The 26,101-nt window shown below is 58.9% G+C and carries 31 protein-coding genes, 1 pseudogene and 1 riboswitch; of the genes and pseudogenes, 19 read left to right on the forward strand and 13 right to left on the reverse strand.

Annotated elements, in window-relative coordinates:
* Positions 1–24: 24 nt before the first annotated feature.
* The 5 genes from ACZ0A4_RS10795 to ACZ0A4_RS10815 all read left to right on the forward strand — a co-directional run bounded on the left by ACZ0A4_RS10795 (position 25) and on the right by ACZ0A4_RS10815 (position 4,856).
* Entirely contained in the window at positions 25–954 is a 930-nt protein-coding gene (locus ACZ0A4_RS10795; RefSeq protein WP_463574572.1) for an MBL fold metallo-hydrolase, read from the forward strand.
* 248 nt (positions 955–1,202) lie between these two features.
* Positions 1,203–2,132 carry an AraC-like ligand-binding domain-containing protein gene (locus ACZ0A4_RS10800; protein ID WP_463574573.1) on the forward strand — a complete coding sequence of 310 codons (930 nt, stop codon included), beginning with the start codon at positions 1,203–1,205 and terminating at the stop codon, positions 2,130–2,132.
* A 128-nt stretch (positions 2,133–2,260) separates the two neighbouring features.
* The gene (locus ACZ0A4_RS10805; protein ID WP_463574574.1) at positions 2,261–3,232 is read left to right on the forward strand and encodes a quinone oxidoreductase family protein; all 972 of its coding nucleotides are present in this window, start codon (positions 2,261–2,263) and stop codon (positions 3,230–3,232) included.
* 33 nt (positions 3,233–3,265) lie between these two features.
* The gene (locus ACZ0A4_RS10810; RefSeq protein ID WP_463574575.1) at positions 3,266–4,144 is read left to right on the forward strand and encodes an arginase family protein; all 879 of its coding nucleotides are present in this window, start codon (positions 3,266–3,268) and stop codon (positions 4,142–4,144) included.
* 70 nt (positions 4,145–4,214) lie between these two features.
* Positions 4,215–4,856, forward strand: coding sequence for a short chain dehydrogenase (locus tag ACZ0A4_RS10815; RefSeq protein ID WP_463574577.1), 642 nt, complete (start codon positions 4,215–4,217; stop codon positions 4,854–4,856).
* A 294-nt stretch (positions 4,857–5,150) separates the two neighbouring features.
* Here ACZ0A4_RS10815 and ACZ0A4_RS10820 read toward each other — a convergent pair whose 3' ends face one another.
* Together ACZ0A4_RS10820 and ACZ0A4_RS10825 are read right to left on the reverse strand one after the other, a co-directional pair.
* On the reverse strand, positions 5,151–5,582 hold the full coding sequence (locus ACZ0A4_RS10820; protein ID WP_463574578.1) for an HhH-GDP family DNA glycosylase: 432 nt from the start codon (positions 5,580–5,582) through the stop codon (positions 5,151–5,153).
* A 3-nt stretch (positions 5,583–5,585) separates the two neighbouring features.
* On the reverse strand, positions 5,586–5,813 hold the full coding sequence (locus ACZ0A4_RS10825) for a PLD nuclease N-terminal domain-containing protein (RefSeq protein ID WP_463574579.1): 228 nt from the start codon (positions 5,811–5,813) through the stop codon (positions 5,586–5,588).
* Positions 5,814–5,997: 184 nt separating this feature from the next.
* Here ACZ0A4_RS10825 and ACZ0A4_RS10830 point away from each other — a divergent pair, with 184 nt between their 5' ends.
* Complete coding sequence (locus ACZ0A4_RS10830) at positions 5,998–6,246, forward strand: DUF6555 family protein (protein ID WP_463574580.1); 249 nt, start codon at positions 5,998–6,000, stop codon at positions 6,244–6,246.
* Between the two features lie 2 nt (positions 6,247–6,248).
* The gene (locus tag ACZ0A4_RS10835; protein WP_463574582.1) at positions 6,249–6,641 is read left to right on the forward strand and encodes a GFA family protein; all 393 of its coding nucleotides are present in this window, start codon (positions 6,249–6,251) and stop codon (positions 6,639–6,641) included.
* Positions 6,642–6,722: 81 nt separating this feature from the next.
* Here the strand turns inward: ACZ0A4_RS10835 and ACZ0A4_RS10840 are convergent, their stop codons facing one another.
* Positions 6,723–7,730, reverse strand: coding sequence for an NAD(P)-dependent oxidoreductase (locus tag ACZ0A4_RS10840; protein WP_463574583.1), 1,008 nt, complete (start codon positions 7,728–7,730; stop codon positions 6,723–6,725).
* Between the two features lie 487 nt (positions 7,731–8,217).
* Between ACZ0A4_RS10840 and ACZ0A4_RS10845 the strand changes: the two genes are divergently transcribed.
* From ACZ0A4_RS10845 to ACZ0A4_RS10875, 7 genes and pseudogenes are all read left to right on the forward strand, one after another.
* Entirely contained in the window at positions 8,218–8,580 is a 363-nt protein-coding gene (locus ACZ0A4_RS10845; protein ID WP_463574585.1) for a DUF6124 family protein, read from the forward strand.
* A 123-nt stretch (positions 8,581–8,703) separates the two neighbouring features.
* Positions 8,704–8,880 (forward strand): annotated as a pseudogene (locus ACZ0A4_RS10850) (polymorphic toxin type 44 domain-containing protein); the annotation flags it as partial.
* Positions 8,861–9,253 (forward strand): hypothetical protein, encoded by a 393-nt coding sequence (locus ACZ0A4_RS10855; protein WP_242207435.1) that lies wholly within the window; start codon positions 8,861–8,863, stop codon positions 9,251–9,253. The pseudogene ACZ0A4_RS10850 and the gene ACZ0A4_RS10855, both read left to right, overlap by 20 nt.
* A 496-nt stretch (positions 9,254–9,749) precedes the next feature.
* Entirely contained in the window at positions 9,750–10,112 is a 363-nt protein-coding gene (locus ACZ0A4_RS10860) for a DUF6124 family protein (protein ID WP_463574587.1), read from the forward strand.
* Between the two features lie 111 nt (positions 10,113–10,223).
* Entirely contained in the window at positions 10,224–10,784 is a 561-nt protein-coding gene (locus tag ACZ0A4_RS10865) for a nucleotidyltransferase family protein (RefSeq protein ID WP_463574589.1), read from the forward strand.
* Between the two features lie 117 nt (positions 10,785–10,901).
* A complete protein-coding gene (locus ACZ0A4_RS10870) occupies positions 10,902–11,903 on the forward strand; it encodes an acyltransferase family protein (RefSeq protein WP_463574591.1) in 1,002 nt (333 codons plus the stop codon).
* A gap of 135 nt (positions 11,904–12,038) precedes the next feature.
* The gene (locus tag ACZ0A4_RS10875) at positions 12,039–12,506 is read left to right on the forward strand and encodes a thiol-disulfide oxidoreductase DCC family protein (protein ID WP_463574593.1); all 468 of its coding nucleotides are present in this window, start codon (positions 12,039–12,041) and stop codon (positions 12,504–12,506) included.
* Here ACZ0A4_RS10875 and ACZ0A4_RS10880 read toward each other — a convergent pair.
* The 4 genes from ACZ0A4_RS10880 to ACZ0A4_RS10895 all read right to left on the reverse strand — a co-directional run bounded on the left by ACZ0A4_RS10880 (position 12,490) and on the right by ACZ0A4_RS10895 (position 15,911).
* Complete coding sequence (locus ACZ0A4_RS10880) at positions 12,490–12,981, reverse strand: DUF2269 family protein (RefSeq protein WP_463574595.1); 492 nt, start codon at positions 12,979–12,981, stop codon at positions 12,490–12,492. The two genes, ACZ0A4_RS10875 and ACZ0A4_RS10880, sit on opposite strands and share 17 nt — an antisense overlap.
* 1 nt (position 12,982) lies before the next feature.
* Positions 12,983–14,110 carry a saccharopine dehydrogenase family protein gene (locus ACZ0A4_RS10885; protein WP_463574597.1) on the reverse strand — a complete coding sequence of 376 codons (1,128 nt, stop codon included), beginning with the start codon at positions 14,108–14,110 and terminating at the stop codon, positions 12,983–12,985.
* A 73-nt stretch (positions 14,111–14,183) separates the two neighbouring features.
* Positions 14,184–15,410 carry an NADH:flavin oxidoreductase/NADH oxidase family protein gene (locus ACZ0A4_RS10890; RefSeq protein WP_463574599.1) on the reverse strand — a complete coding sequence of 409 codons (1,227 nt, stop codon included), beginning with the start codon at positions 15,408–15,410 and terminating at the stop codon, positions 14,184–14,186.
* A gap of 78 nt (positions 15,411–15,488) precedes the next feature.
* On the reverse strand, positions 15,489–15,911 hold the full coding sequence (locus ACZ0A4_RS10895) for a MerR family transcriptional regulator (RefSeq protein WP_463574601.1): 423 nt from the start codon (positions 15,909–15,911) through the stop codon (positions 15,489–15,491).
* A gap of 245 nt (positions 15,912–16,156) precedes the next feature.
* A riboswitch (cobalamin riboswitch) is annotated at positions 16,157–16,362 on the forward strand.
* Between the two features lie 92 nt (positions 16,363–16,454).
* Between ACZ0A4_RS10895 and ACZ0A4_RS10900 the strand changes: the two genes are divergently transcribed.
* Genes ACZ0A4_RS10900 through ACZ0A4_RS10915 form a run of 4 tightly spaced genes read left to right on the forward strand, consistent with a single transcriptional unit; the run spans position 16,455 to position 19,935 of the window.
* Positions 16,455–18,392, forward strand: a complete 1,938-nt coding sequence (locus ACZ0A4_RS10900; protein WP_463574603.1) for a TonB-dependent receptor plug domain-containing protein — start codon at positions 16,455–16,457, stop codon at positions 18,390–18,392.
* Entirely contained in the window at positions 18,392–18,751 is a 360-nt protein-coding gene (locus ACZ0A4_RS10905) for a (2Fe-2S) ferredoxin domain-containing protein (RefSeq protein ID WP_463574605.1), read from the forward strand. The genes ACZ0A4_RS10900 and ACZ0A4_RS10905 overlap by 1 nt, the downstream gene beginning before the upstream one ends.
* The gene (locus tag ACZ0A4_RS10910) at positions 18,748–19,665 is read left to right on the forward strand and encodes an ABC transporter substrate-binding protein (protein WP_463574607.1); all 918 of its coding nucleotides are present in this window, start codon (positions 18,748–18,750) and stop codon (positions 19,663–19,665) included. Before ACZ0A4_RS10905 ends, ACZ0A4_RS10910 begins: the two co-directional genes overlap by 4 nt.
* A gap of 54 nt (positions 19,666–19,719) precedes the next feature.
* Complete coding sequence (locus tag ACZ0A4_RS10915) at positions 19,720–19,935, forward strand: PLD nuclease N-terminal domain-containing protein (protein WP_463574609.1); 216 nt, start codon at positions 19,720–19,722, stop codon at positions 19,933–19,935.
* A 46-nt stretch (positions 19,936–19,981) separates the two neighbouring features.
* On the opposite strand, the gene ACZ0A4_RS10920 is transcribed toward ACZ0A4_RS10915, so the two are convergent.
* From ACZ0A4_RS10920 to ACZ0A4_RS10945, 6 genes are all read right to left on the reverse strand, one after another.
* On the reverse strand, positions 19,982–20,428 hold the full coding sequence (locus tag ACZ0A4_RS10920) for a DUF421 domain-containing protein (RefSeq protein WP_463574611.1): 447 nt from the start codon (positions 20,426–20,428) through the stop codon (positions 19,982–19,984).
* Positions 20,429–20,435: 7 nt separating this feature from the next.
* A complete protein-coding gene (locus tag ACZ0A4_RS10925; RefSeq protein ID WP_463574613.1) occupies positions 20,436–20,954 on the reverse strand; it encodes a hypothetical protein in 519 nt (172 codons plus the stop codon).
* A gap of 3 nt (positions 20,955–20,957) precedes the next feature.
* Positions 20,958–21,458 (reverse strand): CinA family protein, encoded by a 501-nt coding sequence (locus tag ACZ0A4_RS10930; protein WP_463574615.1) that lies wholly within the window; start codon positions 21,456–21,458, stop codon positions 20,958–20,960.
* Positions 21,459–21,555: 97 nt separating this feature from the next.
* On the reverse strand, positions 21,556–22,782 hold the full coding sequence (locus tag ACZ0A4_RS10935; RefSeq protein WP_463574617.1) for a zinc-dependent alcohol dehydrogenase: 1,227 nt from the start codon (positions 22,780–22,782) through the stop codon (positions 21,556–21,558).
* Positions 22,783–22,876: 94 nt separating this feature from the next.
* Positions 22,877–23,887 (reverse strand): cytochrome d ubiquinol oxidase subunit II, encoded by a 1,011-nt coding sequence (gene cydB, locus ACZ0A4_RS10940; RefSeq protein WP_463574619.1) that lies wholly within the window; start codon positions 23,885–23,887, stop codon positions 22,877–22,879.
* The gene (locus ACZ0A4_RS10945; protein ID WP_463574621.1) at positions 23,877–25,274 is read right to left on the reverse strand and encodes a cytochrome ubiquinol oxidase subunit I; all 1,398 of its coding nucleotides are present in this window, start codon (positions 25,272–25,274) and stop codon (positions 23,877–23,879) included. Before ACZ0A4_RS10945 ends, cydB begins: the two co-directional genes overlap by 11 nt.
* 328 nt (positions 25,275–25,602) lie before the next feature.
* On the opposite strand from ACZ0A4_RS10945, the gene ACZ0A4_RS10950 reads away from it, so the two are divergent.
* On the forward strand, positions 25,603–26,079 hold the full coding sequence (locus ACZ0A4_RS10950) for a hemerythrin domain-containing protein (RefSeq protein WP_122854441.1): 477 nt from the start codon (positions 25,603–25,605) through the stop codon (positions 26,077–26,079).
* Positions 26,080–26,101: the final 22 nt, after the last annotated feature.

Below are 26,101 nucleotides of genomic sequence, written 5' to 3' on the forward strand. Positions count from 1 at the left end.
TTGCCTGAGTACAAGGAGAACACCATGACCGTGCATCTGGATTCCTTCACCGCCAACAGCGCAACCCTGCAAAGCCCGCCCGAAGAACTGGTGCCGTCGCGCTACGCGCTGCGCCTGGGTGACATCGACGTGATGGTAATCAGCGACGGCGTCCTGCCGCTGCCGACCCAGACCATGTCGACCAACGCCGATCCCGAAGCCCGTGCTGCGTGGTTCAAGGAGATGTATCTGGGGCCCGACGCATTCGACTGGGCACTCAACGTGCTGGTGGTGCGTAGCGGCGAACAGGTGATCCTCGTCGACGCCGGCCTCGGCGGCCAGTTCCCCGGGTTCCCCCGCGCCGGGCAATTTCCCAAACGCCTCGCGGCGGCCGGGATCGACCTCGCAGACGTCACCGATATCGTCATCACCCACATGCACATGGACCACATCGGCGGCCTGCTCGTCGACACGGTGAAAAACCGTCTGCGCGACGACGTGCGCATCCACGTCACCGCCACCGAAGTCGACTTCTGGACCTCGCCGGACTTCACCTGCACCGACATGCCCGCACCGGTGCCGGACGTGCTGCGATCCACCGCCAACGCGTTCATCCAGCAGTACCAAAGCAAACTGCGGATCTTCGAAGACGCGTTCGAAGTCGCCCCCGGCGTCGTCGCCAAACTCACCGGCGGCCACACCCCGGGCCACTGCGTGGTCTATGTCAGCTCCGGCGAAGAACGCCTGACCTTCGCCGGCGACGCCCTGTTCCCGGTGGCCTTCGACCACCCGGACTGGCACAACGGCTTCGAGCACGACCCCGATGAAGCGGTGCGCGTACGCGTCCGGCTACTGCAGGAAGCTGCGGCCAGCGGCGAACTGTTTGTCGCCACGCACTTGCCGTTTCCATCGGTGGGCCGGGTTGCCGTGAATGGCAAGGCGTTTCGCTGGATTCCGGCGATCTGGGATTATTGATCGCGGTAGAGCAATGCACCTTTGCCCGGCGTTTGTCGGGCGAAGGCGTGTCTGGGCCATTGGGAATACCATCCACTCTGGACTATTGCGATGCACCCGAACGTCACTTCCACAATCCGCTCAAGAAAGTGACAGACCTCGCCTCAACGAATCCGGAGTGCTTTCTGCCGTGCAGGCAAGTGCGCATCCGGCTTGTCTGATAGCATCCGTTTCAACCGTCCCCACTCTGCGAGTCAGTTGTTACGACAATGGCCATCCTCTATCCGCCCCGATCCTTGCCTGTCAAAGAGCGACTCGACTATTGGAGCGAGGTGGTGTGCGCCACCTATGGCCTGACCACCCAACGGCCGCTGTCCGAAACGCCATTCGATGGTCGCCTCTGCGCCAACAAGCTTGGCGATATTCTGCTGACGCACATCTCATCGGCGCCCATTGAATATGAGCGCAAGCATGCCGATGCCGGGGACGAGCAGTTTTTTCTTTGCCTCACCCTGAGCACCGAAGCCGAACTGGAACAACGCGGACGTCACTCGGTGCAGACACGCGGCGATATCGTGCTGTTCAACAGCGCCGAACCCTACCAGTGTCGTTTCCCCAAAGGAGACGATCAGATCGTCATGGCTATCCCCCGCGAACGGTTGATCCAGCACTTGCCCAGACCTGAGGCACTTGTCAGCCGCACGCTCGACAGCCATTCCCCGCTCGGCAGACTGGCAGGCAACATGATGATTGAAGTGCTCGATAGCGGCCCTCAGGAAACCCGCGTCGGCGAACGTTTGAGTGGCGCGCTGCTGGAGGTTTTGGCCACAGCGTTCGAGGGCGCGTTCGATCTTGCTGACCTCGGCCACTCCCGCCGTCATGATGCGCAACTGATCAAGGCCAAGGATTTTCTGCTGACCAATCTGCAGGACACCCGACTGGATCTGACCTCCATCGCACAGGCTATTCATGTCTCCCCGCGTGCCCTTAGCCGTCTGTTCGCAATAGAGGGCACCACGGCCACGCGCTGGCTGTGGCAGCAACGCCTTCACGCTTGTCGGGCGGCGCTGATGAAAGGCCAGTTTCGCAGCGTCAGCGAGGTCGCGCTCAGCTTTGGTTTCACCAACATGGCGCATTTCAGCCGCGCCTTCAAAAGCGCTTTTGGCGTTCCACCCAGCGTGTTTTCGAAACAGCAATGACCACTTGGCCGGCCGGGCGAAGTGTCTGGCTGGATCAGCAAAGCACACCGCGCCTGCCGTCGTCACCATGACTGCCATTCGGTTGCCTGAAGCATCAGACAACCACTGACAGAATTGGGAGACAGTCAATGAAAGCCCTGGTATTGAAACAATCGGGCCGCCCCGCGCAAATGGTTATCGAGCAACGAGACAAACCTGTCGCGCGCACTGGATTCAGCCTCGTGCGCATGCACGCCGCCACCGTCAATCCACTGTCCAGTCAGATTCGTGCCGGCCTCTACGATACGGTGTCGGTGCCGATTGTGCTGAGCAACGATGGCGCCGGCATCGTTGAACAAAGCGCTCGCTTTCCACCCGGTACGCGGGTGGCGATCTACGGCGGCGGCCAACTGGGCGTCAGCGAGGATGGCCTTCAGCAGGAATGGGTACTGGTTGAGGACAAACGCCTGATCGAACTTCCGCAAGCGCTCAACCTCAATGAAGGCGCGGCATTGCCGATCAACTACGTCACGGCCTATCAAGCGCTGCGTCGGGTAGGTCAGTTGAAAACCGGTCAGACCGTGCTGATCTCAGGCGCCTCCGGTTCCCTGGGCAACGCACTGATTCAGACGGCGCGCGCCCTGGGTGCGACGGTAATCGGTGTCGTGTCTTCAGCGCAGAAAGCGCAGCGAGCCACGGCAGCCGGAGCCCATCAGGTGATTGATCTGTCCTGCCAAAACCTGCTTGAGGCAGTCCTCGCGCTGACCAATGGTCAAGGGGCCGATCTCGCGTTCGATGGCGTCGGCGGCACCTTGCTCGGGCAGTTGCTGCGTGCCGTTCGCACCCGAGGCGCTGTGGTCTCTATCGGCTTTGCCGGCGGCACAACGGCTGAAGTGGATGTTGTCGATGTGGTGGTCTACGAGAAGCGTTTGCTCGGCTACGACGCTCACCTTGAGACCGAGGAGGACGTGCATCGCGCATTGCAAGCGATCAGCGCATTCATCGCCGATGGGCTGCTGCGCCCGCACATCGACAGCACTTTCGCGCTGGAACAGTTCAACGAGGCTTACGCGCGGCTGGAGTCACGTCAGGCCACCGGCACCGTTCTTTTTCGCCTCTGATCTGTCTAATCGCCCCTATCCAGGAGTCTCGAGATGAACCCTTCGAACAATAAAACCCTGCGCCTGCTGTTCCCCCAATGGCAGGGCGGCAACAACCCGCCTTATCATTTCGGCGCGCAACTGTTGGCCTGGCTGGCACCCGATCCGCACGGACCGGTGGCTGAGGTGCCGGTCGCAATGCCGGGCACTGAGCCGTTACCGATGGAGAACGGCATTCGCGGGCGCAGCGTCTTGCTGCAACAAATGCGCAGTGCGCGCGCAATCATCGACGAACATGCACCGGATCGTCTGGTTGTTCTGGGCGGTGATTGTCTGGTGGATCTTGCGCCCTTTGCCTACCTCAACGAACGCTACTCCGGCGACCTTGCGGTGCTCTGGGTCGACGCGCACCCCGACGTGTTAACGCCTGCGGACTTCGCCAACGCCCACGCCATGGTGCTGGGCAATCTGCTGGGCGAAGGTGATGAGGACTTTGCTGGTGCAGTCAAACGTCCGCTGAAACCGACAAACGTGATGTATGCCGGTTTGATGGAAACAATGCCCGTGGAAACCGCTCTGATTGAACGCCTGGGACTGCAGCACGCCAGTCCCGCGCAACTGGCCCACAGCAGCGAACCGGTGTTGCAATGGTTCCGGTCCACCGGCGCAAAACACTTGGCCATTCACCTGGACCTGGACGTGCTGGACCCGAACGGTTTTCGCTCACTGCTGTTCGCCAATCCAGAAGCGCCCGAGGGTGCATTCGACGGCGTCGCCCAAGGCAAGATGTCCATTGCCCACGTGACGCGGCTGCTGGCGGATGTTGCCAGCATTGCCGACGTTGTCGGTATCGGCATCGCCGAGCACCTGCCATGGGACGCACTGGCGTTGAAAAACATGTTGGCACGTCTTCCGCTGATCGGTACGGTCTGAGCCACAGACCTGTGATTGCGTTTGGTGGTGTTCCTCAAATGCCACCTCGGGCCTGACGGACAGAAAAGCCTTGGCATCCGATGAACCTGTAGGGCTGCAGCTTCCGGCCTTCATCGGGCCAGGTTGTTTTTCACTGTCTACCGGTCCGTTCCGAGACAACCGCTACCTTTCCTCCTTTACATGGAACGACGGTGGATCCTTGTTCTCTACCGCTGAACCTACAGCGGAGGGATTGACCATGATTGCCCCTGAAACCGGTATGAAACCGGGTGAGCGTTATCGCATTGAAAGCGTCGAGCGCGCGCCGCAATTTCCTGGATTTTTTCTCGACGGCAAGTATTACCTGGGCCCCGAGTTGCAGACGGCCGTCGGCTGGCTCGAAGGGCAGAATTTCCTGTATGACCAACTCGATCCCAATGGCGAACCGGTTTATCCGGACAGAATTGTTGGAACGATTACTTCGCTCTCCCTGGAACTGACAGACGGCCTGCGTTTGAGTATTGAGGAAGTGCCCTATCAGGAAGAGTCCGTCGCGCCCCTGCGAACGCTCGACGAAATGCCCACTCAAACCCGTGCAACGGCGCTCTCCCAGCGGCGTAAACACGGCACGCCCCAGCCAATGCGTCCTTCTGCGCTGCTGGTTGCAGGCGCAGCCTTGCTGGTGGGGATTTGCCTTCTGTCGATCAATCGCGCACGCGGGCGAGTCAGGTAGCTGAGAAATGAGGCAGGCAGTGACCAGAGTTTGGCCACTGCCCGAAATTTGCGGCACTACTGAGCCGCATCCCCTTGCGACATTCTTTTCTGGCCAGGAATGAAGCTATTTGTTTTCGTCCGTTTTGCCCTGCTGTATCTGCAACGAGGCCTTGCTCTTGTCACCGTCCTTGTTGGGAGAGTCGTGCGAGCTTTCAAAACAGCCCTGTAACAAAAACATCGAACAAATACCCAGACATGCGCATATCTTTTTCATGACCTTCTCCTCAGGAAATGTAACCCGTCATCGAGTCGCTTAAAAAAGCACCGCACTCGCATCCCGCATGAAAATCTCCACGGTTTTCGGACCGATGCCATCAAATTCCGTCAGGCGTTTCTCGAAAGCCCGGCGATCAGTGCTCGGCTCCAGCATATTGCTGACCTTGCCCGCATATTCGGCGTTAAGCCGGCGTGCCAACGCCAGAAGGCGCTCCGCCGTGGTCTCGTCATAACGCACGTAATGCGCCTCCCCGAGCATCGCCACCAATTCACGATGGCTGCAATGCGCAAGCTTGCGAGGCGTGTCGCGGCCGTGTTGATCGACGATCACCCGATAGGCTTGCGCGGCAATTTCGGCTTGTATTCGCTTACCCATCAAAAAACTGGCAAGCAACCATTTGAACAGGCCGTCTTCATCGTTGCGCCGAAGTCGGATGTTCAGGTCCATTGCACTGATCGTTTTGTTCACCACTTAGCCCTTGCTGTGTTCCGGTGACGAGGGACCTTGCTTGATCCCGCGTGGGCCGGCAACACCCCACACGATCAGTCCCAGTACCGGAAATACAATCAGACCGATGGCCCAGGCAGCCTTGACCCCCACGCCCTTGTCGCTGCGAAACACACTGACGATCGCCCATAGATCAACCAGTAAAATGAACACCGCAACGGCTATCGCAAAGTAACTTGTTGCCTCGTTCATGGCGCACTCCTCCAAGACCTGTATGCATTGGGCTGTGCTAACGAAACAGTGTTCAAAAAATCTTGCGCTGATGCAGCGCCTGCTTGATTCGGGTGCCTGACCCCAGCAAAAACAAACAGCGCAAAATCCTTTGAATTTTTTTCGTCGGCAAAACTCATTTGCGTATGAGCGTAAGGAGGAACTCATGAGCAACGTCGACATCTTCGTCATCGAATACAAACTTCACGGCCAGCCAAAATCATTCGTCATCCGCGCAAAAGCCATGCGCAATGCGGATGCGTGGCATTGGGCGAGTTGCGATGCCGGCATCGCGCCGATTCCCAAACCCGGCAAACCGCCGTTGAAAGTCATCTCCAAACCCCAGGCCGAGCGCTTTGGCATCACCGAAGTGAAGTGGCGTGAAACGGCGACCGTGGACTGGACAGAGGCATAGTCATGCTCAAACAGATCGGGAATACGCTGATCCGCCGCGACCATCGCGCGAGTTGCCATTGCGGTGCGGTCATTCTTGAAATCCATTTGCCCGAAGGCCTGCCCCCTCCCCATCGCTGCGACTGCTCGTTCTGCAAACGCCGAGGCGCAATTGTGGCGGCGGTGCCAGCGGCTGACCTGAAGGTGATTCGCGGTAAATCAGCGTTGTTGAAATACAGCTTTGGCCAGCAAGTGGCCGAGCATTTTTTCTGCGGGAATTGCGGTATTTACACCCACCATCGACGCAGCACCAATCCGCATGAGTTTGGTTTCAATGTCGGGTGTCTGGAAGGGATCAATCCTTATGATCTGGGTGAGGTGCCGGTGGCGGATGGTGGGGTTTGGCAGTCGCCGTGAGGGCAAATGCCTGCTGGCGAGCACGTCAGGGCTCGCCAGCGGATCTATCAGAACGGTCAGCATTAACGAAAGAAACTTGCCTTAGTGCACTTTCAATTCCAGCAGCTCACCGCCCTCTTTACTCAAACGCTTCAGATACGCACCGGCATCGAGCAACTGATAAGGGAAGTACAGACCTGCCGAAGTGGGTGGTTGGCCATCCAGCCCGAGCAGTCGTTCCAGCAACATGGCCACGCTGAGCCCTGTCAACGCTGCGGCGCCTGCCGGGTGAACGACGGCATGCCGCGTGTGCAACGTCCGACCCTGGCGATCCTCGCCGATCATTTCGATGAGAATTTCGGTCGACATTGGCCGACCCGCGCGTCGCGAAGAACTCACCCCGCTGGCCAGATTGAACTGCACATTGGGTGCATCGGTGGCGGCCGCCAGCCCGGTAACGTCGATGGACGAGAAGCCAGAGGCTTGCATCGACGTGCCGTCCACCGCACGGAAGCTGACGTTCTGCTCCTCGCCTTCACGCCAGATGTAATTGCCGTCGCGCCGCGTCAGGGCGGCGGGCAGCATTTTGCTCAGATGCTCGAAATCTTTGGCCACGGTCGGCCCGCCGCCGTCCTGCTCGTCAACCAACACATCAATGCGAATATCGCGCACCCGGGCAAACGCCTCAGCAATGTGCAGCGCCGCCACCGTCGTTGCACCCACCATCCATTCGTAACCCAGCACGATGGCGGATGCGTCAGGGCGATGCATGTAACTGGCGATTTGCGGCGCAATCTCGAAAATGCCGGAAGAAATGCTCAAGTGCGGCACCTTGCGCTGCTGCGCAAAACGCAGCCCGGCCAGGGAATGATCCATGTAGAAAACCGCCACAGCGCTGACCGGGCGATCGCCCAGCCCCAGGTCGTCGGCAGCAGGATCAATGACCACGCCCTGCGCCCCGCCCATTTCCTCGGCGGCTTGTTGAGCCTTGGCCAGGTCGCGGCCGCCGATCAGCAAAGGGACATCGGGATGGGCGGCGCGCAGGGCTTTGGCAGAACGGTGGCCAATGGCGCCGGAGCCGCCCAGAAACAAAATCGGATGAACTGACATGGGTATCCCTCCTCGTCTTTTTGGGTTGCAACTTAGTGTTGGTGCGTACCTAGGCGTGAGGGTTCCAACGCGGTGATCTGAGTACTGACGAATGTCATTTTGAACGGCGTGTTGATGATGCGTGTTTAGGAGTTTTCCGTAGCTGTTTAAAAGACACGTCGCGTTACCGGCTTAAGGCTACAACGTCTTGCGCCATTGCCTACGACTACGCCAGAATCCGCCGGCTTGTGCGTCTGGGGTGCGGGTTTTATCGTACCGGGGTCACTGAAAAACAGTGATGGGGTTTGGTAGCCCGCTTCCATATGACGCATAACGTCACCGTGCGCAGATGCTCTTTACAGCGTTTGTCTTATGGTGGCCATGCGCAGGGCGTCCTCGGGCGCGCCGGATTTTCCATATGGGCCGGTCTACCAACCTTCGTATGGCCACCACCTTTCGTTTGGTAGCGAAGGTGATGGCTCCTTAAGTCCCATATGGAGCTTCATCTATGTTCAAACCAACGCCGAATCCCCCAGAAACCGATCCAGTCTCACCCTACAAATTCCCGGACTCCCGAACACTCAACGACGCAGCCGAACGCGCCCTCGACTACTACCTAACGCCAACCCAGCGCATCATGGGCAGCGACAAAAAACACGCGCCCATGTTTCTGGCCAATTCCGACTACGACAGCGAGTCCCTGCTCGTTAACGCCAGCGAGTCCCTAAGCTCAGCCACCGAAATGCTCTGCAACTTCGCCGCCATCCTTGACCCTGGCCACCGCAAAACTGCGCTGGGGATTGCGCAAGTGGTGATGCTGGGGGAACTGGCGGTTAATCAAGCATTGGATAAAGTTGAGCCGGTAGACTGATGGGAGTTCCCACTGTGGCGGCTGTGAGGTCGCCGCCACAGTGGGGAACGTATATTTAACGCGTCTGTTATCGGCCAAGGACTGAGACTCCCTGGCCGATAGCTGCCGGATAAAATATGTCTCATCGAAGGCATGCGGGCTTGGGACGACATAGGCGACCGAGTCTCGATCAGCATTGGCGTCAAACTCTACAAGCAGCACCCCAACGGAGGGATTACGGCAAAAATGGTAATGGGCGAAGTTTTAGCACTACCACGTTCAAGCTGGGGAGACGGCACACGTGACCACGTCTGCAAATAAACCGAAACGGCATTTCTGGCGCTGGGCGGTGGCGTTGTTGCTCGCACCCATCGCCTTTTGGTATGTCGCGACTCCACAAGTGAGCTTCCACTTCTCTGAGAAGGGACAGGGGCGCCTCGGTTACATTCTGAATGTTCAACACGACATCTCAAAAGGCGAGATCTACCCGGGTGAAGTTACTGGGGGCGCAGGACATATTTTCCCGAACAGCCAGTTTTTTATGGAGTTCGACTGGAACAACGGCGGGAAATCACATTGCATCCGGGTTAACCCGAAATGGCCGAATACTGATGTTTACATCGGGGAGGATGGTGGTATCGATAGCCGTACTGATGACGAAGCGATTGAAGCCTGCGGGCCATTTCCGGAGTAGAAAAGGTCGAGGGATCATGCGAGACCAGACCCTGTATCTGCGCGTGGTTTGCCTCAAACCCGTCCCCAGGTTCTAGAAATAAAACCTACCGTTTTTTGTTGGAGGACAGACTGACGAGCGTCATTTTGAACGACGTGTTTAGGAGTTTTCCATCACTGTTTAAAAGACACGTCGCGTTACCTGCTCAAGGCTACAACGTCTTGCGCCATTGCCTACGACTACGCCAGAATCCGCCGGCTTGTGCGCTTCAAGGGCCACCGGTAACTTGGTTCGCGTCACTGATTCCCAGTGATCGGGTTTAGTAGCCCGTGGTAAATGAAAGTGCACAAGCGTCCGTCAAAAGGTATTCACGTACCTGCACTTGATGGCGGCTGTGCGTAGGGCGCCCTTGGGCGCGCCGGCTTTCTTCTTTTCCCCGGTCTACTAACCTGCGTACAGCTGCCACCCCTTGTTTAGTAGCTCGGTGCGGCGGCCACACCACAGGAAAAAGAAGAATATGTTCAAGATCACGCCGAACCCGCCGGAAACAGATCCGGCCTCCCCGTACGAATCCCCCGATTCCAGGAAATTCCACGAAGCCGCCGAACGCGCCCTCGACTGCTACCTAACGCCAACCCAACGCACCATGGGCAGCGACAAAAAACACGCTCCCATGTTTCTGGCCAATTCCGACTACGACAGCGAGGCCCTGCTGGTTAACGCCAGCGAATCCCTCAGCTCAGCCACCGAAATGCTCTGCAACTTCGCCGCCATCCTTGACCCTGGCCACCGCAAAACTGCGTTGGGGATTGCGCAAGTGGTGATGCTGGGGGAACTGGCGGTGAATCAAGCGCTGGATAAAGTTGTGCCGGTGGATTGACGGGTAATCCCTTTGTGGCGGCGGTCGGGTTGCTGTCACAAAGGGATCAAGGTTGCAGATATCTCTAAATTCATGAACTCCTTACACGACCGAGCGCGAAGGGAAGACGCGATGAAGCACGAAGTCCAACTACGGGCTCTACTGACTCGGGACCCTGTCAGGATGAAAATCCTGTGCATGACCCGTGATCTGCATTTGCCGGACTGTTGGATCGGCGCCGGTTTCGTGCGCAGTCTGGTGTGGGACCACTTGCATCAACGCAATCCTTCAGCGTTACCCGAGGATATCGATGTTATCTGGTTTGACCCGACACGTGCCGGTTCAGAAACGGATTCGGCCTTGGAGCATGAGTTATCGAAGCGCTGTAGCGAATTGAACTGGTCGGTAAAAAATCAGGCACGAATGCATATTCGCAACGCCGATGCCCCCTATCAATCGGCTACACAGGCAATGATCTGTTGGCCCGAAACGGCAACAGCCGTCGCTGTCAGGCTCGATCATTACGATGAAATAGAGGTCTCGGCGCCCTTGGGACTGGAAGATCTGTTTTCACTTAGGGTACGGCCAACAGATCGATTCAGAGCCGAAAAATACTCGGTGTTTCTGGAGCGCATACGATCCAAAGCGTGGAGTGAAACCTGGCCCGAGTTGATCTTCGACGCCGAGCCCTGAGGTCAATGCGCGCGGCCCCTGCCACCCTCAACCAGAATGCGCGGAAAAAAACCTGTTATCCGCCCACGAAGCATCGTAATTTACCCGCCATAACTACAAGGTCGTTTGGGGATACACGTGGGAGCCTATCGTCTGCTGTTGGCCGTTCTGGTCGCTGTTTCGCATATGGGCAAGTTGTTCATGGGGTTCAACCCGGGCGTGGTTGCGGTGATTTCCTTCCTGCTCATCAGTGGTTTCGTCATGACCTCACTGATCGAGCGCAACTACAAGGCGCCCGAAAAAATCGGTCGGTTCTACCTGGACCGGGCCTTGCGTCTTTACCCGCAATTCCTGTTCTACTTCGTCGCTTCTTGTACGGTGATCTATTTCCTGCTGCCAGGCACGCCACAGTGGGCCGAACTGACCTTCAGAAACATCGCCGCGAGCCTGGCCATCGTGCCCCTCGGGTTCTATATGTTTGGCGCATCCGGAGTCTGGATTGTGCCTCCGGCCTGGTCGCTCGGGCTTGAGATGTGCTTCTACCTGGTGATCCCGTTTCTGCTCATCTACCGAGCACAGGGCGTGGCTTTCGCGTTGTCCGTCGCTGTGTTCATCCCCGCGTGTCTTGGATTCATCAACACCGACTACTACGGCTACCGCTTGTTGCCGGGCGTCCTGTTTATATTCCTGTGCGGCAGTTATCTCTACAAACCGCAGGCGAAGGGTTTAGCGATTGCCGCAGGTACCGCTGTGGCGGCGGCATTGATCTTTGTGGCGATCATGGCGGGCTGGATCGAACGCCGGCCGTCCAATGCCGAAGTGGCCGCTGGCATTGCCCTGGGCATTCCTGCTGTGTACGTGTTGACGAAGCTGAAGTTTCACCGGATTGACGAGTTTCTCGGGAACATCAGCTACGGCGTGTTCCTGAATCACTTCGTGGTGATCTACTTCCTGCACGGTCTTTGGCCGATCACTTCATTCGATTGGCAAAAGGTTGCATTGGTGCTGGTGTTGTCGTTCTTGCTCAGTGGTGTTTCGTACTACTGCGTCGAGCGGCCGGCGTTGAAGTTTCGGCACGCGCTCAGGGCGGGTTCCAAGCGTCGGATGGAGGTCGTTCGGGGAGGTGAGGCAACGACTTGACGGCGATAGGAGACAGCTCACGATTCTTAACGTGGCCTGTCTCTTACATCCATGTCTCTAAATCAGTGCAGTCATTCGCGAACCAATGCTTGCGGCGCTATGATCGCAACACCCGACCTCTTGAACACAAACTCCATGCCCACCCCAAAAACCCGCCCAACCCCCGCCCCGCTCCTCAACCCCGGCGAATCCGTGGTCCTGTTCGACGGGGTCTGCAAACTCTGCAACGGCTGGGCGCGTTTTTTGATTCGTCACGATCATCAGCGTCGCGTACGTTTGGCAGCGGTTCAATCGCCGGAGGGCCAGGCGTTGCTCGCGTGGGCCGGTCTGCCCATTGATCAATTCGACACCATGGCGGTGATCCGTGACTGCCACTACTGGGAACGTTCGGACGCTTTCTTTGAGGTCATCAGCCAGTTATCCGCCCGCTGGCAGCCATTGCGACTACTGCGCGTCTTCCCGCGTGGGCTGCGCGACTGGGCCTACGACCGCATCGCGCTAAACCGCTATCGACTGTTCGGCAAGTACGACACTTGCCTGCTGCCAACGCCAGACCATGAACAGCGCTTCCTCAAAGCAACTGCACCTATGCCAGCAAACTGAACAACTGCACGGGTGTCATCTTCGTCACCATCATCAGCACGATGACAAACATCCCGGCAAACCCGAGCACGCCCATCCATAACCATTGGCGATACACACCCTGGTATTGTTGATCGAGACTCGCCCCCGTCTCGTTCGCCCTAGATGCCATCACATACAAGCGCTTTTGCAGGAGCAAAACCGGCAACCACAGCGAGCCGACGCAGAAGAAGATGATCAACGAGGTCAGCACCCATTCGGTACTCATCGACAAGCCCGAAAGTCGCATCAACAGATAACCGGTGATGATCTGCACAAACCCCGCCGGGGTGGTGATCCACGTGTCGAAGCGCACGACCATGCGCGCGACATGGGCGATCACCTGCGGGTTGGCCGTGCGGCTGGCGGCGATCAGGTAGAGGTAGGAACCCATGCCGAAACCGAACAGGAAAATCGCCGCGATGATGTGCAGATACTTCAGGCACAGATAGAGCATGTCAGCGCTGCCCGTCCGAAAAGTGTACGGCCAGACTCAGGTTGTCCGGATCGTTGATCGCGGCCATGTACTCGGCGACGCTGATTTCGCCCACGCACGGTCGGGCGCCGACGGATGGCACGTAGCCTGAGGCCATTTTTGTCGCCAGCGCGACGGCGGCGCAGCTGGGGATTTCCGGGCCTTTGTCGTTCAGGGCGGTGAGTTGCGCGGTCATCGCCAGCGGTTTGCCGTCAATGCCGAGGCCCTGTACGTCGATGTACATCGCACTTTTGCCATCGCCGAAACGTTCGAAACACAGGCCGAGGCGATGCAGTCTTGCTGCCCACAGGGCATGGTCGCGCACCAGTCCGACCTTCAGCGCTTGAGCCAGCAGACCGTTGGCGATGCCGCCGAGTTTTAGCCCGGCGCCGGCCTTGAACTTCAGGGTGTGCGCGCCATAACGACCGGCGAAAATATCCATGTCCGGCACATCGACGTTGGCCAGCAACCGCGTGCCCATCTGCGGCATTTTGCGCAAGGTCAGGTCCAGCCAGCCCGACACTTCGTGCACCTTGCCGTTTTTCAGTTGCTTGATCGGTTTGCCGGCATAAGCGAGTACACCTTCGATCGTCGACAGTCCCGGCATTTTCGCCGACGAAGAAATGCCATGTTCGATCGAGTCGATACGCGAAAAACGCTGGCGCTGTTCATCGATGATCGCCGACGACAGTGTCGGCACCGAGCTGCACCCGCTGAGAATCGCCACGCCGGCCTGCTTCGCCCGCGCGTCGAGAACGTGGATGCCGTTGACGAACGTGCGGCAGTCAGCCAGATCGCAATAGTTCACACCGGCGTCGATGCAGCTCTCGGCGAGCGCATAGGTTTGCCCCTGAAACGGCCCGCCAGTGTGCACGACCAACTGAATGTTCAGCGCCCGCAATGCGGCTTTGAACTCGCTGCCCATGGCATCGCCACACCAGCCTTCGCAGACGTTGCCCGATTGGCTGTTCAGCTCATCGACTTTGCGCTGCAACTTGCGCGGATCACGGCCCGAGAGCACCAGGCCGATGTCCGGCATCAGCGCCAGATGCCGGCACACAATGCTGCCGAAGTTTCCGTAACCACCAACCACCATCACCCTGAACGGCATGCAACTCTTCCCTAAATCAATCCATCAAACAGGCGTGCAGGATATAGGGCCGAACGTCAGCAAGCCATTCAGATCAGTTGCTCGCCACCCACTTGCGGTACTGGCGGGTACGCAAGGCGTTGCCGATTTGTTGCATGATCAGCGCGCGCAGCGGTGACACGTGCGGATCGGGTGTTTTCGCCTGACTGAGTTTGCGCAACTGGAACTTGACCACCGCCATGTTGGCCAGCGACGCCATGGCCTTGTTCTTCCAGGTGATCGGCGGCAGCTCGGGGGCACTGTCCTTGCCCAGCAGCCAGTCACGCGGCAGGTTCGGATCGATGGCCAGCGCCGTGCCGATGCCGACCATGTCCACGCCACTGTTAACGACCATTTCCGCAATGGGCCGACGACGCACGCCGCCCGTGACCATCACCGGCATCCGCGCGACTTTCTGGATGTCCTGGGCGAACTCGACGAAGTACGCCTCGCGCGCCAAGGTGCGGCCGTCCCGTGCTTCGCCCTGCATGGCCGGGGCTTCGTAGCTGCCGCCGGACAACTCGACCAGATCCACACCCAGATCGTTGAGCCATTCGACGACTTGTCGCGCGTCATCGGCGCTGAAGCCGCCGCGTTGGAAGTCGGCGGAATTGAGTTTCACCGCCACCGCAAACTCCGCTGAAACCAGTGCACGCACAGCCTTGACGATGTCCAGCAACAGCCGCGCGCGGTTCTCCAGCGACCCGCCCCACTCGTCCGTGCGCTGATTGGTCAACGGCGACAGGAACTGACTCAACAAATAGCCATGGGCGGCGTGGATTTCCACACCGGTGAAGCCGGCCTGCTCGCCAAGCTGTGCGCTGCGGGCGAAACGCTGGATGACGTCAGCGATCACGCTGGCGGTCATCGCGTGGGGCGTGGCGAAGTGTTTGGACAGGCTGCCCATGTTCAGCGGAACCGCTGATGGCGCCCAGGTTTTCTGCCCGAGATTGGCCTGCATCTGTCGGCCGGGATGGTTGATCTGCAGCCAGAACTGCGCGCCGCCCGATCGGCCAATCTGTGCCCAGCGCTTGAACCTGGCCAATTGCCGGTCATCCTGCAGCACCACGCCGCCCGGCCCGGTCATCGCGCGGCCGTCGACCATGACGTTGCCAGTGATCAACAGTCCGGCACCACCATCGGCCCAGGCTTGATACAGGCGCATCAGTTCTTGCGAAGGTGCCTGATCGGCGTCGGCCATGTTTTCTTCCATGGCGGCTTTGGCGATGCGGTTCTTGATGGTTGAACCGTTGGGGAGTTGCAGGTTGTCGAACACGTTCATGAGGAGTCCTCGATTGGGCGTGGGACAACCATAAGATTAAAGCCAACTTTAAGGTCAAGGCCTTTTTATCAACTGTGATTATTTGCCCGTAGCGGCCTTCTCCTCGCGCATCTGGTTGATCAGCAACTGCGCGTTGTCGGCACAGCCGACGTCGGCGGGTTTGCTCTCGATGCCGTGAATGACCCGCAACAGCTGCGCCTTGTTATGCGCCAGGCGTTGCTGGAGGATTTCGATTTCTTCGACCTTGCGTTTGAGCCCGACCAGCATTTCTTCGTGCTGCCAGTCCTGCGCGTTCACCGGCAGTAACTGGCGGATTTCCTCGAGGGAAAACCCTGCCGCTTGTGCACCGGTGATGATCTGCAGGATCCACTCGGTTTCCGGGGCATAGTCGCGATAACCGTTGGCCTTGCGCCCGACCGACTTGATCAGCCCGCTCGCCTCATAGAAGCGGATGCGCGAAGGCGCCAGACCGCTGATTTTTGCCAGTTCACCGATTTTCATGATTGACCTGAGCCGTAATTGAACTTGAAGTGAACTTTAAACCTTCACCTATCAAACGACCAAGTGCGACCTCGACCTGTTTTTAATGCAGAGCAGAGATCCTGTGGGAGCGAGCTTGCTCGCGAAGAGGCCGGATCAGTTACATCATTGTTGATTGACACTACGCCTTCGCGAGCAAGCTCGCTCCCACAATGGCTAGAGGAGTACGCACGCATGCAAGTTGACGAACGGTCTGTCGAATGTTCAGATGCCGCCCAGTTTCAGGTGTCCCATGCCGCCGTGCATGGGGTGAAACGGGAAACCGGTACGTTCTTTTCGAACAAGTCCGGTGCTGCCCCCGCAACGGTATGCGCGTGATGTTTTCGATACACCACTGTGGCCGCACGGCCATGGGAAGGTGAAAGCCTCGATACGCGCGAGCCCGGAGACCGGCCTGAAATTTCGTTTGGCAAAATCCTGCGGTGGGCGGGCATGGGCCGGTATTGGCTGTGCGCGATGCCTTCTCCTGCATGCTCTTCTGCGAAGATCCTTTTCGAGAAGACAATGATTCGACCTTTCTACACCTCGGCTCCAACCTTTCTGTTCGGCTGTCTGTTCAGCCCCCTGCTGCTGGCGGATGACGCGCCACTGGAACTCAATCAGCAAATCGTTTCCGCACCGTCGGTGGAGTCCACCACGGTCGCCGACATGGCGAAGTTCGGCAGCAAGGTCGAGATCGTCAGCCGCGAACAGATCGAGCGCGCCGGCCCCAGCGCCGATGTCAGCCGCGTGATGCAGATGTTCATCCCCGGCCTGTACGTGGCGCCGAAAAACGGACCGTTCGACTACGGCACCTATTCGCTGCTGGGCGGGCGCAACGACGACACGCTGATCCTGCTTGACGGCGTGCGCCTGAACAATCGTCTGTACGGCGGCCTCTATCTGGACACCCTGCCGGCCAATGCCATCGAGCGCATCGAAGTGCTCAAGGGTGGCCAGAGCCTGTTGTTCGGCACTCAGGCCGTTTCCGGTGTGATCAACATCGTCACCCGCAGCCCGCAGTCGCGCAAAGCCTCCGGCGAAGTGAACCTGGGCGTGGACAGCTTTGGCGGCACTACCGAAGACGCCCGCGTCGAGAACATCTTCACTAACGGTTTCGGCGATCTCGGTTTGCTGGCGTATGTCAGCCACAACGTCTCCGACGGTTACCAGCCGTATCGCAACCGCGACATGAAAAACGTCAGCGAGAAGAACCGCGCCTACGAAGTCACCACCTTCGGCGGCAAGGCGATTCAGTCGTTTGGCGATGATTCGCGGCTCGAACTGTTCTACCAATACGCCGACGCCAACCTCGACTTCGCCCGCCCGGTCGACAACCACAACACCACCAACGACCGCGTGCAGCAGATCGCCACGGCGACCTTTGAGCAGACCATTAATGAGCGCCTGAGCTACTTCGTCAAAGGCCATATCAACGACTGGGACACGCGCTACACCCGCGTCAACAACGTCGAGGGCGGCGGAACCAGAGTCATCAACCACAACGACAATTGGGGCTTCACCGACTGGGGCGTGCAGGCTGAAGGCAAGGCAGAATTGCCCGGTGGCCATGTGCTGGTGTTCGGCACTGACAACCAATGGTTCAAGGGCCAGGACGATGTGCTGATCATCGATAACGACAAGGCCGAAGCCCATGCGCTCTACACGCAACTGCGCCCGCAGATCGACGCCCTGCCCGACTGGCACCCGAGTATCGGCATGCGCCACGAAGCCATGGGCGGCGGTGACAGCGCCACCGTTGGCATGCTCACTTCGCTGTATGACCTCAACGACAACTGGTCGGTGCGTGGCCAATACGGCAGCGCCTACAAACTGCCGAACGCCGAGCAACTGTTCGTCAACGAGCCGGGCGACGAGATCGGCAACCGCAACCTGAAGCCGGAAAAAAGCCGCAACGCCGAACTGGGTGTCGACTACAAAGGCTTTTTGCTCAACCGTGAATTCAGCGCCAGCGTGACCCTGTTCAAACGCAAGATCGACGACCTGATCACCCTCGATGACATTCAGTGGGTCAACGGCGAAGGCACGATCCAGATGCGCGGTTTCGAGGCCGACGCCAAGCTCGCGCTCAATGAGCAGTGGAGCCTGCAAGCCGACATGACCCGCAACCTCACCGAGTCGCGCACTGGTGTGACCATCAATGATATTCCGAGCTTCTTCGCCCGTTCGCGGGTGGGCTATGAATCGGAAAATCGTCTGTGGGGCGCTGGCGGTGCGATTCGTTATATCCGCGATATCAAAAGCTCGAAACAAGTCGAATACGGCAACTATTCGGTGGTCGACGCCGATGCCTATCGCTACCTCGACAACGCCCACCAACACCGCGTGAGCCTGTTGGTGGAAAACCTCTTCAACCGCGATTACGTCACCAGCCGTTCGAGCAACGTCGATAACCTTGGCCGACCGCTCACCTCCGAAGTGCGCTACACGTACCGCTTCTGATGAGTGAAATCAAAACCGTCGACGGCGTCGACACGCACCCGGACTGGTCGCACGTGCCCGAGCACGCGCGCCATGTGTTTCTCTGCACCGGCCCGCGTTGCACCCAGCGCGGCGCCTTGCAGCTATGGAAAACCTTGCGCCGGCATTTGCTCGCGCATGATCTTATCGAGACGCCGGGCGGCGTCTTGCTGACGCGCACGCACTGCCAGTTTCCATGCAATCAGGGGCCGATTGTGACGGTGTATCCGGAGCGTTGCTGGTATGGCGTGCGCAACGATGAAGAGGTGCAGCGGTTGGTCGAGGGTCATCTGGTGGGCGGAGAGATGGTCGCGGATTTACTGATCAAGGCGCGGACATGAGATCGCTTGTGTACGCACTTCTCGCCCTGCTCTGCTCCACGCCCGTGCTCGCCGACAGTTACCGTAATTGCGGCGAGGACTGGAGCACCGTTCAGCCTTCACGCATCGTCGCGCTCAATCAGCATGCGGCAGATATCGTCCTGGCGCTGGGTGCCGGGCCAGCGCTGGTTGGCGTGGCCTACCTGGATGACACCGATGCCGGTCAGCGCCAAGCCGAGTATTTCGGTGTGCCGGTGATCGCGCGGCAATACCCGGCCAGCGAAGTGCTTTACGCACAGCAACCGGATCTGGTGATCGGAGGGTTTGCCTCGGCATTCGGCGACGGTGTGACTTCACGCTCGGGGCTGGCGCGTAATGGCGTCGGTTCGTATCTATTGGAGTCGGCCTGCAACGGGCATTCGCTGGATTACTTCGCGCATGTGCGCAACGACTTGCTGACGCTGGGCAAGCTGCTGCACCAGCAGCAAAAAGCCCAAGTGTTGATCGACTCCATGGAAACCGACCTCGCCAGCGCCCGTGCCTTGGCTCGTGCGGGCCAACCGTTGTCAGTGTTCTATCTCGACAGCGAGGTCAAAGGCCTCGACAGCGAAGGTCGGCGTGGCTTTGTCACCCCGCTGTTGGCCGCCGTCGGTGCACGCAATGTGTTTGCCGACATCAATCTTTATCGGGTGACCATCAACAGCGAAACCTTGCTGGCCAGCGACCCGGACGTAATCCTGCTGGCCGACGCCGAATGGTCGCCCGCCAGTCGCAAACGTTATCTGTTGACCCACGACCCGGTGCTGTCACGACTGCGCGCGGTACGCGAGAACCGCATCATCGAGATCCCTTTCACCCACCTGTTGCCGACCTTCAACAGCGGCCGGGTGGCACTGGAACTCGCTCGCCAGCTCCATGCACCGAAGAAAAAATAAATGAACCCGCCGCACCCCACGCCACCTAACGAACAGACCATCAGGAGGTAGCCAATGCAAATCGAAACCGTGTGGATCGTACTGGCGGCAGTTCTTCTGCTAATCGAACTCTGGGCCATCAATCGGGTGCGCAAGAGCGAGGGGAAATCGAGCAACAAAGGCGTGTGGATCGTGTTGATCGTGTTTGTGCCGCTGTTCGGCTTGATTGCCTGGGCGTTGGCGGGGCCCAAGCATGTCAGCCACGATGCCGCGTCGCACACGGGGCGCTAGGTTCTGCAGAAAAGGCCGAAGGCACTGCTTTCGGCCTTTTCTGTCCTCAGGAGTCCTGAGGTATGACCGATATCTTGCCGTTGCGCTCGATAATCGCGAACTTGATCTGTTCGATCGTTTCGATGCCCTGACTTGATCGTGCAGCCTCCATGACATCGGCTTCCACCAACCGCGCATGGCGCAAGCGGTGATGCAGAAGCTTGCCGTTCTCGACAATGATCGTCGGTTCGCCATCGATCAGCCGTGAGATCCAGCCCGAGCGCTGTTTGAGCAGCGAAAAACCGACGTCTATCGCGATCAGCGTCACGATCACCAGCATTGAATTGGTCAGGGAAAAGTCATCACCCAACAACGCTTGCTGGGTGGCTTCGCCAATGATCATCAGCAACACGAAGTCAAACGTCGTCAGCTCCGCCAACGAACGGCGCCCGGCGATTTTGAACAACACCATCAATGCCAGATACATCGCCACTGCGCGCAAGACAGAATCCATGGGACACCTACGGAAAGATGAATTGAACGAGGTCTACACCACTTGATCCGGGCGAATCGAGACGGCTGCGAAACAACCCCACACCATCGCCTCGCACGGTCAGATACAAAGTGGCCTGACCGTGCGCATCAGCCTGCAACCATAAACGCATGCCCTGCGCTGAACTGCGCGCCTGCAACGGTTCCGGCTGCAAGGTTTCGATACTGAAACCGTCCAGCCATTCGCCGCTGATATCCAGTTCCACTGCGGCGTCGGGCGCAGCACGGAGGCTGATTTTCATGGCGTTGGTGGAGCCATTGCGATGGAACATTTCGTACTGCGCACGCAACTTGCCGTCCTCGCTGCGCACTTCGCGCGAACTGATGAGTCCACGAGAAAACACACCCAGCAGTGCCAGCATGACCAATAGCACCAGCGCGTACCATCCGCATCGCTCGAAGCGCCAGACTTTCAACTGGTATGCCATGTCTTCGCGAACCGGGTATTGCCGGCTGCGCAAATCCGGGTGTTGCGGGTCTTCGCTCATGCCCTAACCTCGCTCGCCGTGCAGCGCCCGTCGATGAAAATGCGGCAGTTGCTGCAAGGCATATTCCGACGCGGCGCTCTGCACCTCACATCGCGTACCGGGGAACCACTGCTGACGGCTGAACACGCAATGTTCTTCTGCCGACTGAAAGGCCCAGGCGAAGCACACCGTGCCGGCGGCAATGCCATCGACGTCTTCGGGACCGAGAATGCCGGTGGTGGCAACGGCAACGTTGGCGGTGCTGTCACACAAGGCGCCGAGCGCCATTTCGCGGGCCACTTCTACGCTGGTCAGATTGAAGGTTTCGATGGTGTCAGGGTTGACGTGCAGCAGCCGTTGTTTGGCCTGGGGTGAATAAACCACATAACCGCACTCGATGAGATCGCCGCTGCCTTGCACAGCGGAAAGCATCATCACGATTTCGCCGGCCGTACACGACTCTGCCGTGGTCAGGATCAGAGCGTGACGGCGCAAGTAGTCGACCGTTTGATTGGCGATGGACATGACACTCACTCGAAGGCTCATTTCCCGGTTGACCGCAGCCCACGCCAATCATTCCAACAACTGCCAGCCCGGCGCAACCCGGGCTTTTGCAGTGTATTCAACTGGCCGGCACCAGTGGCGGCATCTCGGCCGTTTCCGCTAACGGCACATCACTGCCACCCGGCGTAAGGATCACTTTGCGACAGTTCTCCTGCTTCTTGTCGAAGATCTTATAGCCCTCGGCGGCCTGCTCAAGCGACAGCCTGTGGGTGATGATCGCGTCGGGTTGCAAAGCGCCGGTCTCGATATAGCCAAGCAGTTCAGGCAAATAACGCTGCACATGGGTCTGGCCCATCTTGAACGTCAGGCCCTTGTCGAACGCGTCGCCAAACAGGAAACCATGGATAAACCCGGCATAGACACCCGGCACACTGACCACCCCGCCACGGCGTACCGCCGCAATGCACTGACGCAGGGCTTTGCCGCTGCTGCCTTCGAGTTTGAGCGTGGCCAGCACCGTTTCCGTGGTGCTGCCCTTGGCTTCGAACCCCACCGCATCGATGACCGCATCGACGCCGCGACTGCCCGGCGTCTGACTCATGATCGTGTCCGCCGGATCATCGTCGTCATCGAAATTGATCGGTATCACGCCATAGGTGCGTTGCGCGTAATCCAGCCGATACGGGTGGTGATCGACCATGAAGATACGCTCGGCACCGAGCATCTTCGCGCACGCTGCGCTGAGCAATCCGACCGGCCCGGCGCCGTAAATGGCCACGCTCGATCCCTGGCCGATCTGTGCATTGAGCACCGCTTGCCAGGCGGTCGGCAGAATGTCGGACAGAAACAGGACTTTCTCGTCCGACAGCGTGCCGGGGACGATGAAAGGCCCGGTATTGGCCTTGGGCACCCGCACCAGCTCCGCTTGGCCGCCGGGAATGCCGCCATACATCCGGCTGTAGCCGAACAGCGCGGCCGGCGGTGGTATGCGTTTCTTGTTCATGGCCGCACCGGCGCCGCTGTTGGTGGTTTCGCACGCGGCGTAAAGTTCTTGCTGGCAGAAAAAACAGTCACCGCAGGCGATCACAAACGGAATCACCACCCGGTCACCGCGCTGCACAGCAGTCACGCCGGGCCCGGTTTCCTCGACAATGCCCATGAATTCATGGCCGAAGATATCGCCATGCTCGACCGTCGGAATCTTGCCCCGATACAGGTGCAGGTCCGAGCCGCAGATGGCGGTGGCCGTGACGCGCAGAATAATGTCGTCGGGGGCTTCGAGTTTCGGGTCAGGCACTGTCTCGACTCGCACGTCGTGGGTACCGTGGTAGGTCATGGCTCGCATGGCAAAGTCCTCGTACTGATGAGTGAAATGGCTGCTGCTTCACATTGGGAAGGCTCGCCTCAGAACGAGTTCAGAGAATTTCTTCACGATCGGATCAGTGGGATCCGTCGTCGCCGGTCACGCGCACCTTGCCGCTGAAGACCCGAAAGCCGAACGTGTTGTAGATCAGCGTCACCGGAATCAGTACGGCAAAGCCGATCAGCATGAACACCTGGCTTTTTGGGCTCGACGTGGCGGCCTGCAAGGTCAGGTCCGGTGGAATGATCAGCGGAAACAGCGCCACCAACATCAGCGCGAAGGCCAGCACGAAGACACCCAGCGCCGCGAACAACGGCAGAAAGTCAAAGCGCCCGGCAAACCCGAAAGAGAAAGCCAGCAGGCATGCGCTGAGCAGCACTGCCGCCGGGGCCCACACGCGTGGATCAAACAATCGTTGTGCATATTGTTCGTGCAACGTTGCGCTGCAGATGACCAGTGCAATCAATGCCATTACGGTGAGCACCGCCAGTGCCTTTGCCTGCCGAGCGGAACGCTGTTGCAGTTCATCGACAGTTCGCCAGTACAGCCAACAGGCGCCCAGCCACGTGTAGCCCAGCACCAGCACCAGCCCGCAAAACCACGGAAACCAGCGCAGCCATTCACTGCCATCACCGACGTATTGCCCGCTCTCGTGCGGCACGCCCTGCATCAATGTGCCCAGCACCACGCCTTGCAGTGCGCCGGTCAATAGTGAGCCACCCATCAAGGCGCCATCGACCCAGCGTTTGATGCGTTGGCTGGGTGAATAATCGCGGAATTCCAGTGCCATTGCCCTGAGCATCAACGCCAGAAACATCACAATGAACGGCAGGTAGAGCGCTGGCAGCAGAATCGCGTAGGCCAGCGGGAACAACGCCAACAGACCGCCGCCGCCGAGCACCAGCCATGTCTCGTTGGCATCCCAGATCGGCAGAATCGTCACGGCCATGGCGCGGCGATGATTACGGCAGCGGGTCAGCCCCATCAGCACGCCGACACCGAGGTCGGTGCCGTCGAGCAGCACATAGTTCAGCACCGAGAAGCCGAGGGCGGCGGCGCACAGCAGGGTTATCCAGTCAGTGTCCATGCGAGCGATCCCCTGCCTGCCCCGTTTCATCGGCCAGCGTCGGCTGCGGTCCGGGCTGATTCTCATGGGCAGGCTCGCGCAGGATGCGCAGCAACACCCAGAGCCCGATGCCGAAAACCAGCAAGTAGAACAGCAGAATCAGCAGGGTCGAACCGAGCACTTGCTCGCGCGAGACCGGGGACAGACTGTCGGCCGTGCGCAACAGACCATAGACTGTATAGGGTTGGCGCCCGACTTCAGTGACCGTCCAGCCGCTGAGCATGGCGAGAAAACCGGCCGGCGCCATCAGCACATTGGCCCACAACCAGCGGCGAGCGATGTAGAAACGTCGCCGCCGTCGTAGGATCAGACCGATCAAGCCTTGCCCTAGCATCAGCAGCCCCAACCCGACCATCAGACGAAACGCAAAGAACACCGGCGCCACGGGCGGAATATCCTGCGGTGCGAACTCATCCAGTGCCTTGATGGTGCCGCTCAGATCATGACTCAGATACAAGGAGCCGATTCGCGGAATCGCGACTTCCCAGTGATTGCGCCGCTCAGTCATGTCCGCCCACGCAAACAGACGCAAGGGTTCGCCCGCACCTTGCGGCGGGCGTGTCCAGCTGCCCTCGATGGCCGCGACTTTCTGCGGCTGGACTTTCAAGCTGTGCTGACCATGCAGGTCGCCGACCACGATCTGCACGGGTATCAATACAACGATTGCCCAAAGTGCCATGGAAAACAGCAGGCGTGCCCGCGGGTTGTCGGGCGCCTTCAACAGTTGCCAGGCGCCCGCGCCCGCCAGCGCGGTCGCCGTGCCGAGCAGCGCGGCCAGCGTCATGTGCGCCAGTCGATAGGGAAAGGATGGATTGAAAATAATCGCCCACCAATCCTCGGCAATGAAACGCCCGTCAGCGGCAATCGAATAGCCGGCCGGCGTGTGCATCCAGGAATTGGCCGACAAAATCCAGAACGCACTCATCAGTGACCCCGCCGCCACGGCACAGGTCGCAAAGAAGTGCAGGCGCGGCCCGACCTTTTTGAGTCCGAACAGCATGATGCCGAGAAAACCTGCCTCGAGAAAAAACGCTGCGAGCACTTCGTAGAACATCAGCGGCCCGAGAATGTCCCCGGCCTTCACGGCAAGCCGCGACCAGTTCAGTCCGAACTGGTACTCAAGAATCAGTCCGGAAGCAACGCCGATCGCGACGTTGAGCGCAAAGACCTTGAGCCAGTAACGATAGACATCCAGAAAGACCTGACGGCCGCTGCGTAACCACAGTGCTTCAAGGATCAGCAGAAAATTGGCCAGGCCGATGGTGAACGCCGCCAGCACGATATGAAAACTGATGGTGATCGCGAACTGCATGCGCGCCGCCATCAAGGCGGAATCAAAGGCGCCCATGCAATTTGCCCAGTGGCGAAAACGGCCTCTGACCCTTTGCGTCGATCAGCGTCTCATTCAGCATGACGTCCACCTCGAAGAACACTCGGATGCGCGTTGGACAGCTACGTCGGCGTGCAAATTCAGCCGGGGTTGTGAACTGCAATGCTCGCACGATGCAGGTCATGCAGCCTGCACGAAGGCAATTTGCCGCGAGCGCGGTAAGCCTTTGAAGCAACGGGATTTTGCCGGAACGATTGATTGGCATGGCAAATGCCACAGTTCCAGAGCATTCACAGCGCCGTGAAACAACGGGCTGTGTTCACTCCGTGACAGCCGAGGAACCATAATGAACGCCATCGACCTTCTCAAAGCCGATCATGCAAAAGTCAAAGACATCCTCAGCCAGCTCAGCGACTCGACGGAGCGTGCGCTGAAAAAACGTGTCGAGCTGTTGGGCAAACTGGAAATGGAAATCACCATCCATACCCGCCTTGAAGAGGAAATTCTCTACCCCGCGTTCAAGGCTGCCGGCAGCAAGGAACAGGACGTCATGTACTTCGAAGCCAAGGAAGAACACCGCACCGTGGACTCACTGGTGCTGCCCGATCTGAAACTCACCGACCCGGGCACCCCGGAATTTTCCGGTCGGGTGAAAGTGGTCAAGGAACTCCTCGAGCACCATATCGAAGAGGAAGAAACGGAAATGTTTCCCCAAGCGAAAAAACTTCTGGGCAAGGAAAAACTCGAAGAGCTGGGCGCGCAGATGGAAGCCATGAAAGCCAGCTGCAAGAAGGAAATGGCTGCCGGGAATATGGCCGCTTAACGTGTTGCAAGCAGACGAGCCC

Source organism: Pseudomonas sp. AC172 (assembly GCF_979258595.1).

Excerpts from the sequence above, each read along its gene's own strand:
- ACZ0A4_RS10930 (WP_463574615.1), bottom strand. The coding sequence starts at position 21,458 with ATGTCCATCGCCAATCAAACGGTCGACTACTTGCGCCGTCACGCTCTG.
- ACZ0A4_RS10900 (WP_463574603.1), top strand. The coding sequence starts at position 16,455 with ATGATTCGACCTTTCTACACCTCGGCTCCAACCTTTCTGTTCGGCTGT.
- ACZ0A4_RS10795 (WP_463574572.1), top strand. The coding sequence starts at position 25 with ATGACCGTGCATCTGGATTCCTTCACCGCCAACAGCGCAACCCTGCAA.
- ACZ0A4_RS10825 (WP_463574579.1), bottom strand. The coding sequence starts at position 5,813 with ATGAACGAGGCAACAAGTTACTTTGCGATAGCCGTTGCGGTGTTCATT.
- ACZ0A4_RS10905 (WP_463574605.1), top strand. The coding sequence starts at position 18,392 with ATGAGTGAAATCAAAACCGTCGACGGCGTCGACACGCACCCGGACTGG.
- ACZ0A4_RS10945 (WP_463574621.1), bottom strand. The coding sequence starts at position 25,274 with ATGGGCGCCTTTGATTCCGCCTTGATGGCGGCGCGCATGCAGTTCGCG.
- ACZ0A4_RS10920 (WP_463574611.1), bottom strand. The coding sequence starts at position 20,428 with ATGGATTCTGTCTTGCGCGCAGTGGCGATGTATCTGGCATTGATGGTG.
- ACZ0A4_RS10875 (WP_463574593.1), top strand. The coding sequence starts at position 12,039 with ATGCCCACCCCAAAAACCCGCCCAACCCCCGCCCCGCTCCTCAACCCC.
- ACZ0A4_RS10840 (WP_463574583.1), bottom strand. The coding sequence starts at position 7,730 with ATGTCAGTTCATCCGATTTTGTTTCTGGGCGGCTCCGGCGCCATTGGC.
- ACZ0A4_RS10805 (WP_463574574.1), top strand. The coding sequence starts at position 2,261 with ATGAAAGCCCTGGTATTGAAACAATCGGGCCGCCCCGCGCAAATGGTT.
- ACZ0A4_RS10910 (WP_463574607.1), top strand. The coding sequence starts at position 18,748 with ATGAGATCGCTTGTGTACGCACTTCTCGCCCTGCTCTGCTCCACGCCC.
- ACZ0A4_RS10865 (WP_463574589.1), top strand. The coding sequence starts at position 10,224 with ATGAAGCACGAAGTCCAACTACGGGCTCTACTGACTCGGGACCCTGTC.
- ACZ0A4_RS10935 (WP_463574617.1), bottom strand. The coding sequence starts at position 22,782 with ATGCGAGCCATGACCTACCACGGTACCCACGACGTGCGAGTCGAGACA.
- ACZ0A4_RS10800 (WP_463574573.1), top strand. The coding sequence starts at position 1,203 with ATGGCCATCCTCTATCCGCCCCGATCCTTGCCTGTCAAAGAGCGACTC.
- ACZ0A4_RS10925 (WP_463574613.1), bottom strand. The coding sequence starts at position 20,954 with ATGAGCGAAGACCCGCAACACCCGGATTTGCGCAGCCGGCAATACCCG.
- ACZ0A4_RS10915 (WP_463574609.1), top strand. The coding sequence starts at position 19,720 with ATGCAAATCGAAACCGTGTGGATCGTACTGGCGGCAGTTCTTCTGCTA.
- ACZ0A4_RS10950 (WP_122854441.1), top strand. The coding sequence starts at position 25,603 with ATGAACGCCATCGACCTTCTCAAAGCCGATCATGCAAAAGTCAAAGAC.
- ACZ0A4_RS10860 (WP_463574587.1), top strand. The coding sequence starts at position 9,750 with ATGTTCAAGATCACGCCGAACCCGCCGGAAACAGATCCGGCCTCCCCG.
- ACZ0A4_RS10835 (WP_463574582.1), top strand. The coding sequence starts at position 6,249 with ATGCTCAAACAGATCGGGAATACGCTGATCCGCCGCGACCATCGCGCG.
- ACZ0A4_RS10810 (WP_463574575.1), top strand. The coding sequence starts at position 3,266 with ATGAACCCTTCGAACAATAAAACCCTGCGCCTGCTGTTCCCCCAATGG.
- cydB (WP_463574619.1), bottom strand. The coding sequence starts at position 23,887 with ATGGACACTGACTGGATAACCCTGCTGTGCGCCGCCGCCCTCGGCTTC.
- ACZ0A4_RS10830 (WP_463574580.1), top strand. The coding sequence starts at position 5,998 with ATGAGCAACGTCGACATCTTCGTCATCGAATACAAACTTCACGGCCAG.
- ACZ0A4_RS10890 (WP_463574599.1), bottom strand. The coding sequence starts at position 15,410 with ATGAACGTGTTCGACAACCTGCAACTCCCCAACGGTTCAACCATCAAG.
- ACZ0A4_RS10845 (WP_463574585.1), top strand. The coding sequence starts at position 8,218 with ATGTTCAAACCAACGCCGAATCCCCCAGAAACCGATCCAGTCTCACCC.
- ACZ0A4_RS10880 (WP_463574595.1), bottom strand. The coding sequence starts at position 12,981 with ATGCTCTATCTGTGCCTGAAGTATCTGCACATCATCGCGGCGATTTTC.
- ACZ0A4_RS10895 (WP_463574601.1), bottom strand. The coding sequence starts at position 15,911 with ATGAAAATCGGTGAACTGGCAAAAATCAGCGGTCTGGCGCCTTCGCGC.
- ACZ0A4_RS10885 (WP_463574597.1), bottom strand. The coding sequence starts at position 14,110 with ATGCCGTTCAGGGTGATGGTGGTTGGTGGTTACGGAAACTTCGGCAGC.